The 12,148-nt window shown below is 57.9% G+C and carries 7 protein-coding genes; 2 read left to right on the plus strand and 5 right to left on the minus strand.

What is annotated here, in order from left to right; translation table 11 throughout:
- The first annotated feature begins 3 nt into the window (after positions 1 to 3).
- Both ACFE0K_RS07205 and ACFE0K_RS07210 read left to right on the plus strand, forming a co-directional pair.
- The gene (locus ACFE0K_RS07205) at positions 4 to 87 is read left to right on the plus strand and encodes a YgaP family membrane protein (protein ID WP_434535422.1); all 84 of its coding nucleotides are present in this window, start codon (positions 4 to 6) and stop codon (positions 85 to 87) included.
- A 278-nt stretch (positions 88 to 365) separates the two neighbouring features.
- Positions 366 to 1,019 (plus strand): glutathione S-transferase, encoded by a 654-nt coding sequence (locus ACFE0K_RS07210; protein WP_434535416.1) that lies wholly within the window; start codon positions 366 to 368, stop codon positions 1,017 to 1,019.
- A gap of 87 nt (positions 1,020 to 1,106) precedes the next feature.
- Here ACFE0K_RS07210 and ACFE0K_RS07215 read toward each other — a convergent pair whose 3' ends face one another.
- From ACFE0K_RS07215 to fadB, 5 genes are all read right to left on the minus strand, one after another.
- On the minus strand, positions 1,107 to 1,790 hold the full coding sequence (locus ACFE0K_RS07215) for a gamma-glutamyl-gamma-aminobutyrate hydrolase family protein (RefSeq protein ID WP_434535417.1): 684 nt from the start codon (positions 1,788 to 1,790) through the stop codon (positions 1,107 to 1,109).
- Positions 1,769 to 2,722 carry an amidoligase family protein gene (locus ACFE0K_RS07220; RefSeq protein WP_434535418.1) on the minus strand — a complete coding sequence of 318 codons (954 nt, stop codon included), beginning with the start codon at positions 2,720 to 2,722 and terminating at the stop codon, positions 1,769 to 1,771. The genes ACFE0K_RS07215 and ACFE0K_RS07220 overlap by 22 nt, the downstream gene beginning before the upstream one ends.
- A gap of 781 nt (positions 2,723 to 3,503) precedes the next feature.
- Entirely contained in the window at positions 3,504 to 8,129 is a 4,626-nt protein-coding gene (locus ACFE0K_RS07225; RefSeq protein WP_434535419.1) for an N-acetylmuramoyl-L-alanine amidase, read from the minus strand.
- Positions 8,130 to 8,700: 571 nt separating this feature from the next.
- Positions 8,701 to 9,876 carry an acetyl-CoA C-acyltransferase FadA gene (gene fadA / locus ACFE0K_RS07230; protein ID WP_434535420.1) on the minus strand — a complete coding sequence of 392 codons (1,176 nt, stop codon included), beginning with the start codon at positions 9,874 to 9,876 and terminating at the stop codon, positions 8,701 to 8,703.
- A 26-nt stretch (positions 9,877 to 9,902) separates the two neighbouring features.
- Positions 9,903 to 12,050 (minus strand): fatty acid oxidation complex subunit alpha FadB, encoded by a 2,148-nt coding sequence (gene fadB, locus ACFE0K_RS07235; RefSeq protein ID WP_434535421.1) that lies wholly within the window; start codon positions 12,048 to 12,050, stop codon positions 9,903 to 9,905.
- Between the last annotated feature and the right edge of the window lie 98 nt (positions 12,051 to 12,148).

Below are 12,148 nucleotides of genomic sequence, written 5' to 3' on the forward strand. Positions count from 1 at the left end.
CCGCTGTTCACCGGCACCACCCGCTGGTGTCCGGCCTATCTGCCGCTCGGCATTTCCACCTGCAAGGCATCCAGCGCCCAGAAGTAAGTTCGAAAGAACAGGGCACCCAGCCTTCAGCCATTGGCAACCGTATCCCCCTGTTCATCAACGATACGGGGTTCTCCCCGAACCTCCTGGCCAAAGAAGAGAGCCCTCCAAACATTGCGATTAATCGAGCGTCCCGGGACGGGGCGCCGCTTCAATAGTATCCTTACCCTGCACGCCCCTTATGGGCTGCGTTCATCGACAACCATATTTGGCGGTGGGCAGACATATCGGTTCCTCGTTGCGCAAATACACCCCTGGTTCAGTTGTGAAGTATCGCTATGACAGCCTCATTTGATTGTCTGTATTCCTTTCGTCGCTGCCCCTATGCCATGCGCGCCCGGTTGGGCATTTTGTTTGCGGGTTTACAGGTTGAGTTGCGGGAAGTGACCCTGAAGAACAAGCCTACGCAAATGCTGGCGATAAGCCCTAAAGGCACCGTGCCGGTTTTGCAGCTTGCCGATGATGCTGTAATTGAAGAAAGCCGGGACATCATGGTGTGGGCGCTTGAGCAGCAGGATCCACAAGGGCTGTTAGACGCAACGATCCTGGATCAGGCGAATGCGCTGATTGAGCAAAACGATAACGAGTTCAAGTATTGGCTGGACCGCTATAAATACGCGGACCGCCATGTTGAGATGACTCAGACAGAGTACCGGCAACGAGGAGAGGCCTTTCTTCAGGTCCTGGAAGCGTTGCTGGAGAGAAGCCCATACCTGCTCGGCGATGATCCGACCATCGCGGATATTGGTGTTATGCCGTTTGTCCGCCAATTCGCCCATGTCGATCGCGATGTGTTTAGCCGCCTGCCTTACCCGAATCTGCAGCGGTGGTTACAGCACTGGTTGGAGCACCCACTCTTTCTCCAAACCATGACCAAGCTGCCGGTATGGCAGGAGGGCGATGATGTGGTGGTTTTTCCTTCTCGCGCCTGAGCGATGTCTGTCTTGGGGAGCGGCCTCGTGCGTCAATCCTCTACGAGCGCGGGTGTAATCCCCCATTGTTCACCCTGTCTTTCCCTATCAAGGCTGGGGCAATCGATTGCGTGCCTTGTCCACCAGCCAATGGAAGATCCTGAATTGTGACCGCAGGTAGATCATGTATTCCGGGTGCCACTGGACGCCGAGGACGGGAATACTGTCGGTGGGCTCAATGGCCTGGGTGATCTTGTCCAGATCCCAGCCGGTGCGGCGCAGGGGCTCGGCCGGGCGCTTTACTGCCTGATGGTGCAGGCTGTTAACGCGGAGTTTGGTTTTGCCGGTGATGCGGGCGAGTCTGGAATCGGGTTCGAGCCAGACCTGTTTGGTGGGCAGCAGCCCGGGGCGGTTGTAGGTCAGGCGGCGAATAGAGCGGATGTCATTGTGAAGGGTGCCGCCGAGGACGGTGTTGATCAGTTGCGCCCCGCGGCATATGCCAACCATGGGGATATCATGTTTCAGCGCGTGCCGAATCCATTCGATTTCCAGTGTGTCTCGCTCCGGATCGAGTTTGACCCTGGCATCGACTTCACCGCCATAATGCTCCGGGCTGATGTCGTTACCGCCACCGATCACCAGTGCATCCGGCGGCGCCCCCTGCCACGGATGATCAACCGAAATGCGTTGGGGAACAGCACCGCACAGGCGTAATGCCAGCGCCGTGCACCACCAGGCCGGCGCCCAGCGACGGTGGTTGCCGGTAACGCCTATGTGTGGTCGTCCAGCCATCGAGATATCCTTTTCACCCAAGCGCCACGATCCACACCAATCAGCGGCCTGTCCGCCGCCAGGAATTCGTCGCCCAGCTGCTGGAGCGAGGCGTCGTCGTTGGCGAGTTGCTCGACCCGACACCAGCGTATCCAGGAGGAGGCGAGGCTCCATTGCGGGTCGTCAATCTGGCAATTGGGCAATCGGTAATGAAAGGTCGGCCGTGATTTGATTTTCGCGTCATCGACAGTGGCGCGAACACGGTCAGCATCGATTTCGGCAAACAGGGGCAGCATGTCCAGCGCGCGGTTGCGGCTGGGGTTATGCTCAAGATAATCGTCGATCAAGGTATTGATATCCGGCGCCTCTCGCCTCAGCAGCACCTTGATATAGGACTCGTCGAACAGGTCGATGTAAGGGCTGATTCGTCGTGCCATATCGACATCGTTGGCCTCGACCTGCCACCACTGGAGCAGCACGAACGCGCGCAAGTAACGGTGAATGGTGGGCGCATCCAGTGCCGGAATTTCCGTATTGATATGCACGCCGTAGGCCGCAATCAATGATTCTTCGGTCCCGGTGGCGCCGGCCTTGCGCAGCGCCTCGACCAGATCGTCAAGTATATGCAGTGATGTGATGGGCAGTGGCGGGCATACCACTTCGACGGGTACCAGCAGCTCTGCCGCCTTTGACAGCGGATGCAGCAGTTCCTCCACCGTCTCGCCCGCGTTGGCCGCCATGGTCTTGAGAAAAGCCCAGTCGATCTCGATATTGAAATCACCGTGATCGGTTTGCACACACACTTCCGCGGCGGTTTCGTCTTTCACCTTTCCGCCGAGCGTATCGCACACCACGCGGGCAGTATCGCGGAATGCAATACCGGAGAACTCAAGCTCGAAGCCCACAGTGCGCACTTTTCCTGCGGTATTTCTGAGTACATCCAGTGATTCCAACCGGGAACTGTACGAATCCATTCCAGAGCGACCTCGCTGCTAGTCGAAGGTGACTTTCCCTCGAGTTGGGCTCACTGACTCGATGCGGTTTGACCACATTACGCTGCATGAAGAGAGAACAGCAACCACGAACACCGAACAACAGAACACCCACAACGTTGCAGTTCTCCTGTGGATCTGATCGTTGATGGCGGATCTCTGCTGTTCGTAAGGTCCGTATTCTGGAGTATGGTCAGCAAGGGTTACGGAGCTGGGCGTAGCATGTTCGGAGATGGACAGCATCTACTACGTTTAGATAGCAGCACCGTGAAGATCATGCGGGTGCTTGGCCGCCGTGGTCCAGTCGACACTTTATAACGCTCCGGCAAAGAAAAACCCCGGCGGATAAGCCGGGGTTTTTTGTTTCCCATCCCGCCCTTGTGAGGCGGGGCCAGAAATTGGCACGGGGCGCGGATGTCCCGTTTTTGTCAGTGGGTATCTTGAATGATGAGCGAGACGGGGGGAGGGTTGAGGTGTCGGATTTCTACCCGAGCCTCACCCTCTCCCTCTCCCTGTCCCTTATTCGCTCCGCTCACCCTACGGGCCGCACTGCGTGCGTTACTCCGCTCCGCTACGTTCCCTCAAGGGAGAGGGGACCCTCCAGAGAGGCGGGAGTATAATTGCACCTGCTCGATCACGGTCGCAATACCCTGACCCTGGCCGATGGCGCCGCCGTTCAGGTTTTATCTTCTCCGGTGAATGTTCAGGCAGAGAGGGCGCCGCTGGCGCCCTCAAGGCGGTGTTACTCATTCGCTGACAGATCGGACGCGGGCTGGCTCAGGTCGTTGTTGTAGTTCGCTGAGGTACTGATCGTCTGGGCTTCTGCCCAAGCGTCCTCATGGTTCATCCCGCTACCGCCGTTTGCTTTCAGGCGAAGCCAGAGGTACAGGGTGGTGAAGTGGCCATCCACATGACTGCCGTCGCCGCCGATGTGGCCATGGGCATAAATGCCGGGTTCATCGGTGGTGGTGCCGTTTTTGTATTCTTCCAGGTAATAGAAGAAATAGTGGCTGTCGCGAATGCCTGGCCAGTCATCGGGGATGGCCAGGCCGTGGGTGTTGTAATTGTTGAAGAGCCAGTGAAGCAGGGTATAGGCCGCCTTGCACTGGGCCGGGGTTGGCAGGTTGTAGTTGGCGTTATCTTCGGCCCAGATAACATTGAGCCCGTCGTCACCCTCTGCCTGGTGGCGCTTGACCATATCAATACCAATGGAATGTGCATTGAGTGGGCCTGCATGGGTCGCTCGTTGGACCAGGTCCATATGCTGGTAGACCGTGCCATCGGGGAGAATGGCCAGATGGGTGGAAAGGCCTCTGTTATTGTTGAAGTTGTGTTGGCGATCTTCGGACCAGTCATCGGTCAGGGTTTCATGGATGACGGCTTGTGTGACGTCAGCATGATCTCTGCAGGTGACCGAACTGTGGGTGAATTTCTCGACTCCTGAGGCGGTCCAGTTTTTCATCGTGAGGCCGGGAATTTCTATTTCCCGGGCGCCGGCGATCAGGGAGCCTTCATTGTCCGGCTCATATTTCGCGCAGTAGTCTGCCGGAACCGCATCACTGGCCACAGGGTGCAGGTTGCCGTCCCCGTCTACCTGATACAGTTGCGCATAAAGCTTTTTCCCTTTCAGGGATCCGCTATAGCCGTCGGCTTCAGCTTCCTCGCGGACGGAGGCTTCCAGGGTTTCCCAGGGGGTTTCCTGCTTAATGCTGAAATCGCGGCCTTTGGCGTGTTTCTCCAGCAACTCCATGCCCTTGCCGGATACGCCGCGATCACTCTTCTGGTTGATCTCCTTGGCGGCCTCTTCCATGGCTTTTTCGCCGGCTTCCTGGGACAGCACGCGGGCTTTCATGGCCCGCTCAAGGGCTGCTCGCTTCTTGTCGAAGTTCTTGCCGGCGTTTTTATCGGCTTCCAGTTCCGCCAGATGTGATGTCAGCGCATAGCCGCCGAATTTGCTGGCCAGTTGGCCGGCTGCATTCAGTGCTGAGAGCGCATTTTTCTGGGTGCCGGCCAGCCCGGATTTATCATCAAAGGCGTTGCTGCTACCCAGTACACCGAGCATGTCTGCGAAGCCCTGGGGATTGGGAGCTGCAGGAGCGTTTTGCAGGTTGATGATGGAATCGGGCATGTTGCTGGGTGTGGTGCCCTGTGGTTCTGCCCGGCGGGAATCCATCCAGCCGGCGGGGAACTCGGCCAGCGCCGGGTCCTTGTCGTTGAGCACCCAGTCCGTGGACCCTTCGTGCTCCTCACAGGCATTGCACTCGTCCATGATGGCCTGCGCATAGAGGCCACCGGTGGGAAGGCTGACCCGCATGGGCATGCTCGGCCCCACCTTGTTGGTGTAGCGGTCCATGGCCTGTGTGGGTGACTCATAGCCATTGATGCCCAGGAAGGCGCCGGAAGAGACCCGGAAGACCAGCGAGTTACCAGCAATCGCAATGGGATCGCGTTCAACCACTGAGGCAATGGAGCGGCGGTCACTGTCCGACAGGGCAAAGCCGTCCAGCATCATGAACAGCTCATCCCGGTCCATCGTCCACCAGATCAGTTTGTGATAGTGGTGCAGGTTCTCGTTGATGTGATCGACAATGCGATTGAGCGCCATTGAGGCCTCGTCCCGCATGTCTGCCTTTTCCCAGGCACTGGAAGGAAAGTCGAGAACGGCTTTTTCGGGGTCGACCACGGTGACCAGACCATCAGGCGTTACCATGGGCGCGCTGATCAGGTCCCGTTGGTAACGGGGACTGCGAACCTTGCGGCCATAGTGAATGGTTCTGAAGTCGATTGTTCCGTGAGTGACATTGGCAAATGAACCCACCGGAAGCCCGGTGACGGCTTTTACGGAAAGCTGTTCGATATCCTTTCTTGTCAGGTCTTCCTGTTGGGTCGGGGCGTCTGCGGATTTATCGATCTCCCGGACGGGCACTTGGAAATCAACTCTGACCACGCCGTTGAAGTCGTAGTCGCCGGCGAGGGTGAAGTCGGCGCCTTCCAGTTCTGTACCGTCCTTGTCTGTCAGTTTCAGGGTGTCGATCCAGCGACGTGCCATGGCCGGGGCAATGGACTTCTGGAAATATGCATCCCGCTGGGACGGCGTAAATTCCCTGAACATGGATACCACCTTGCCGACGGAAAATGGCAGCAGGGGCGCCCACTGATCCCATAGCCGGTAGGTGATTCTTTCGCCGGTCATGCCTTCATCGCGCATGTCCTCATCCAGTTCATCAGCACCATATTCGTCCTTGGGCCTTTCAATGCCGAGTTTGATATAGAGCGAACCGGACAGATACTCCAGCGGTTGTTCCCTGCGCTCACCTTCTGGCAATGGGGAGTTTTCCCAGTTATCCAGAAGGTCATCAAGATACTTCAGGGCCCAACGTAGTTCTGGAATGGCGAGTGATGTCTCCAGGGTGTTCTTCCAGCGTGCGAGCCTGGCGAGGGTGAACGGCCTGACAGAGAAAGGAACGAACAGGCATTCTCGTACCCCGGCAAGCACGGTATCTACCCGGATATGCCGCAGGATTTCATGGTAGATCACAGTGAGGGAGTGGCAGTAATTGGGGTTTCTCACAACTTCAGAGACCCCTTCCACTTGCTCTGACTGGTCAATTTCGTTGACGACGGTACTCTCAAACTGTCGAAGGGAGTCGCCATATTGTCGTATGGCATCTCGCAGATGTTGTTCTTCGGTGGCAGAGACCGATCTTTCGCCTTCCTGCCAGGCATTGGAGGAGGCGCTGCCATGCGCCGCACCGCCACCGATGACAAAGCCTTTCATGGCAAAGCCCAGGCCGCCGGCGGCACTGGTGGTCTTGGATGAGCTGCCGCCCTGGCTCCACTCATTCAGGTTGGAGCGCACCGCATTGCTGTAATCTCTCTCCCGGTTAGTTGCCTGGGAGACTTCCTCGGCGAAGGTGGTTCTTTCTGTACGGGTGCTTGTTTCACGCCGCTGCCAGTCCAGCTTGACGATACGGCGCGTTTGTCGTGGCGCCAGTGTTAACGTGTGGGCCACATTCCCCAGCGAGTAGCCGTTGGAACGCCACTGAACCCGCCACTCGAAGATATGCCCCCCGGCAACCGAGAGAGATTGGTACTGTGACGGGTTGCCATCCCAGTCAATGGGGTTGTTTGGTCCTACCGGTTCCCGGCGATTCCGCCAGGGAATCCTGGGAAGCGGCAGATAGTCGATGGCTGAAATGGGGGGAAGCTTTTTCCTGATGGCATCGTTGAGGAAGCGGGCGCCATTGGCGATGCCGTTGATTAACGAAAGATTCTGGCCGCCGATGGCGCTGGCCGATGTACTTCGAACCCGCGTCTCTGCACTGCCGCTGCTTTCATCACTATCAATCGTGTCCAGATCCAGCATGACAGTGCTTTTCTGCATCAGGGCCTTGTAGTCGGGCTGAATCGAACTGGTGGATTCAATCTCGGGCTGCTCAACCCGGAAAATGGTATGAAAACGTCTTTCACCCAGGATCCTGGCCGGATTACTGAATGGTCGGCAGTAGGACCCGGGATCGTCACCGAATTGCTCCGGGTTGTTGATCAGGTTCTGTTCCTCCACATCCAGAGGGGTGTCCTTGGGGGAGCACGCCTCGCATTCTTCATCCGTTTGTCCGGCTTCGGATTCCTCAAACGGCAGGAAAATCCGCAAGTCCTCCCGTTGTTGTTCATAGGGTGGGTCAGTGCGCACACCGATGATGAGCCTGGGCCCTTTCAATACCCAGGCCCAGCACATGACATCACTGTTAATGGGGCGCTGAATAGAAAAGGCACCATCGAACTTCAGTTCTGCCCCGCTCAGATCCAGCGCACCAAGGCTCTCAAGTGTTTCGGTGTCCTTGGGCACAATCGCAGCGCCATTGGCCAAGGGGCTGTTTTCAGGCTTGCCAAGCAGTTTGAGCAAGGCCGCCTTCTTGTTGTCATCGTTGATGACATCAACGCTCAGGGTCCATTTCCGGAAGTCGATGGGTTGGTCTGCCAGGCTGTCGAAGTACCCGGAACGGCGAAGATAGGGCTGCTGGGGTGGTGGGGTTTTCTTGCTGAGTTTTTTAAGGAGAGAGGCGTCGATTTCCACAATGACCGGCATGCGGTCGTGGGCATCTGCAAGCGTTATCTCTTCGATTCGGTGAAGTTCCTGGCCTTGCAGATTCTCGATAATGGCTTCTGCACTTTTCGTATGATCCACTGAATCCAGGGTGGCTTTGCCATGGCCGGAATCATCCAGATGAATCACTGATGACGCTGATGCTGGTGTTTCTCCTTCCTCAGCGGGTAGTGGATAAATGACGCGCACCTGCAGGGCGCTGGCGCCTCGGACGCTCTCGTTATCGGCGGGTTTTATCCGCAGGGTGGCTGCTACTGGCATGGGGCACTCCTTTGCGTTGTTTTCCTTCTTTTGAATCAATTGGTGGCATGCACGTGCCTTGCTAAGGGCGAGGAAACCGACGGGTGAAAGATTGCGCCATACCTCCGCAAAACGTCTCCGCTTTGCTGGTGGCGTCGTTGCACAGGGTGGATTCCTTCCCACTGCTGATCGCAAACACCTTTACCAGAGCCATGCCGGGGCTTTCAAGGAAGTGGAGGGACGGCTGTAGGAAACAGGTTCAGGAATGGATGTTACGAGTCAAAAGATTACAGCGAATGTGCGATATGACTTACAAGGGGGCTGAGGGCTATGAATGATTCAACAGGGTGATCATGCATGCTGGCCGAGCGAATGGCTGACACTTTTGCTAAAAGGCTTTGTTGAGCCGTGCAGGTTCAGTAGTGAATTCCCTTTCTGCTTTTCTGCTTTTCCGGCAGACAAAGAAAAACCCCGGCGGGTAGCCGGGGTTTTTTGTTTCCCATCCCGCCCTTGTGAGGCGGGGCCGGAAATTAGCATCCGAGCCTGATCACCGAATCGCGTCCAGCGTCAGGCTTCGGGCGTCAGGCGTGTATCACACCCGCTCAATCACGGTCGCAATACCCTGACCCAGGCCGATACACATGGTGGCCAGGCCGAGCTTGCCGCCTTTCCATTCCAGTACGTTCAGCAGGGTGCCGGTGATACGCGCACCGGAGCAGCCCAGCGGGTGACCCAGGGCGATGGCGCCGCCGTTCAGGTTCACTTTCTGGTCGGCTACATCCAGCAGCTTCAGGTCCTTCATGACGGGCAGGGACTGGGCGGCGAACGCTTCGTTCAGCTCCACGTAGTCGATGTCGTCGATGGTCAGACCAGCGCGGGCCAGGGCCTTCTGGGTGGCCGGTACGGGACCGTAACCCATGATGGCGGCGTCGCAGCCGGCAACGGCCATGGAGACGATCTTGGCGCGGGGCTTGAGGCCCATTTCTTCGGCCTTGGCGGCGCTCATGACCAGCATGGCGGAGGCACCGTCAGACAGGGCAGAGGAGGTGCCGGCAGTGACGGTACCGTTGGCCGGATCGAATACCGGACGCAGTTTCTGCATGTCTTCGAGGGTGGCACCGGGGCGGATCACTTCATCGATTTCACACAGGACCTTGTTGCCTTCCTGGTCGTGACCTTCGATGGGAACGATCTCGTTCTTCCAGCGATCTTCCTGGGTGGCTTCCCAGGCCAGACGATGGGAACGCACGCCGAACTCGTCCTGCTGGTCACGGGTGATGCCGTGCATCTTGCCCAGCATTTCCGCGGTCAGGCCCATCATGTTGGACGCCTTGGCGGTGACCTTGGAGATCTCCGGGTTGATGTCCACACCGTGATCCATGGCCACGTGACCCATGTGCTCCACACCACCGATGACGAACACGTCGCCGTTGCCGGTCTGGATGGACTGGGCGGCGGAGTGCAGGGCCTGCATGGAAGAACCACACAGACGGTTCACGGTCTGGGCAGCGCTGGTGCGCGGCAGGCCGGCCAGCATGGAGATGTTACGGGCGATGTTCATGCCCTGTTCTTTGGTCTGGTTTACACAGCCCCAGATCACATCTTCGGTCTGCTGGATATCCCAGTTGGGGTTACGCTCCATGAGCGCTTCCACCAGCAGGGCAGATAGTTTTTCGGCACGCACGTGACGGAACTGGCCATTACGGCTCTTGCCCATGGGGGTACGGACCGCATCGACGATGACTACGTCATTAGGATTCAAACTCATTTCTCTAACTCCTTTCAGTCCGTGGCTTAGGCGAAGAAAGACTCGCCTTTGGCGGCCATGTCTTTGAGCATCTGCGGTGCTTCGTAGATGCCACCCAGGTGCGCGTACTTGTCACACAGCGCGACGAATTCTTTCACGCCGAGGCTGTCGATGTAGCGCAGCGGACCACCACGGAAGGGAGGGAAGCCGATGCCGTAGATCATGGCCATGTCGGCCTCGGCAGCGGACCCTACGATGTTGTCTTCCAGGCAGCGAACGGTTTCGGTGCACATGGGGATCATCATGCGGGCGATGATTTCTTCCGCATCGAATTCCTTGGTGTCGGCGACGTGGGGCTTGATCAGTTCGTAGGTCTTTTCGTCGACCACTTTCTGAGTCTTGCCTTTCTTGTCGAGCTCGTACTTGTAGAAACCAACGCCGTTCTTCTGGCCATAACGCTCGTTTTCGAACATCACGGTGGAGACGTCTTTGAAGTCGTACTGCATACGCTCGGGGAAGCCGTCTGCCATTACCTGGGCGGCGTGAACACCGGTGTCGATGCCGACCACGTCCATCAGGTAGGCGGGGCCCATGGGCCAGCCGAACTTCTGCATGACTTTATCCACCGCCTGGAAATCGGCACCGTCGCGCATCAGCATGCCGAAGCCGCCGAAGTAGGGGAACAGTACGCGGTTAACCAGGAAGCCGGGGCAGTCGTTGACCACGATGGGGGTTTTGCCCATTTTCTGGGCGTAAGCCACCAGGGTGCCGACGGTTTCGTCGGAGGTCTTCTCGCCACGGATCACTTCCACCAGCGGCATCATGTGTACCGGGTTGAAGAAGTGCATGCCGGCAAAGTTTTCCGGCTTCTTCAGGGCTTCGGCCAGTTTGGTGATGGAGATGGTGGAGGTGTTGGACGCCAGGATGGTGCCGTCTTCCACTTTCTCTTCGGTCTCGGCCAGAACGGACTGCTTGATCTTCTGGTTCTCGACCCCCGCTTCCACGATCACGCCGGCGTTACCGAAGTCGCCATAGTTCAGGGTGGGGCGGATGTTGGACAGTACTTTGCCCATGCCGGCCGCATCCAGTTTGCCTTTGCTGACGCGCTTGGCGAGCAGCTTGGAGGCTTCGTTCATGCCCAGGTCCAGCGCCTTGTCGGCGATGTCCTTCATGATGATGGGGGTGCCTTTCAGGGCGGACTGGAAGGCGATACCGCCACCCATGATGCCGGCGCCCAGTACGGCGGCCTGCTCAAAGCCTTTGGAGGCCTTGGCGGTTTTGCCGTTGACCTTCTTCACCTGCTGGTCTGCCAGGAACAGGCCGACCATGGCGGTGGCTTGCGGGGTCTTGGCGACTTTGGCGAAGCCTTTGGCTTCCACTTCCAGCGCCTGGTCGCGGTTCATGCCGGCGTGGGCCTGCATGGTTTTTACCGCAGCCACGGGAGCGGGGTAGTTCTTGCCAGCCTGACCCTGGACCATGGCCATGCAGGTCTGGAAGGCCATCATGTTTTCCATGGGCGGCAGTTTCAGGGGCTCGAGCTTTTCCTGACGCTTGGCGCGGAAGTCGATTTTGCCGGCCAGGCACTGCTTGACCAGGTCGATGGCAGCGTCGTTGACCTTGTCGTGGGCGACCACGGCATCGGCAACACCCACTTTCAGGGCCTTGTCAGCCTTGTGCTGGCCGCCAGCGGCGATCCACTCAACGGCGTTGTCCACACCGATCACACGGGGCAGACGCACGGTGCCGCCGAAGCCCGGGTACAGGCCCAGCTTCACTTCCGGCAGTCCCACCTGGGCTTTTTCGCTCAGTACACGGAAGTCTGCAGCCAGGCACATTTCCAGGCCGCCACCCAGGGCGATGCCGTTAACGGCAACCACTTTGGGGATATCCAGATCTTCGAAGGCGTTGAAGACCTGGTTGGATTTCAGACACCAGCCGGCGATTTCGTCTTCCGGCAGTTTGAACATGTCTGTGAATTCGGTGATGTCGGCGCCAACGATGAAAACCGACTTGCCGGAGGTCACGACCAGGCCCTTGATGTCGCTGTTGCCTTTAATGGCATCGACGGCCTTACCGAGATCTTCCACGGTTTCCTGATTGAACTTGTTAACGGACTCGCCCTGAAGGTCAAACTTCAGTTCGGCGATGCCGTCGTCAAGCAGTTGTACGCTTACGGCGTTGCCTTGATAGATCATAGCTTCTGCTCTCCAGTCCCAAAGTACGCGGCTAATCAGGCCGCTTTGGTATTGCCCCGGTCCCCGAAAATGGGGGAGGCGGCGTCCTTCATGTAGGC

Origin of the sequence: Alcanivorax sp. (assembly GCF_051117345.1) — a bacterium.
In the GTDB taxonomy this organism is placed as follows: domain Bacteria; phylum Pseudomonadota; class Gammaproteobacteria; order Pseudomonadales; family Alcanivoracaceae; genus Alcanivorax.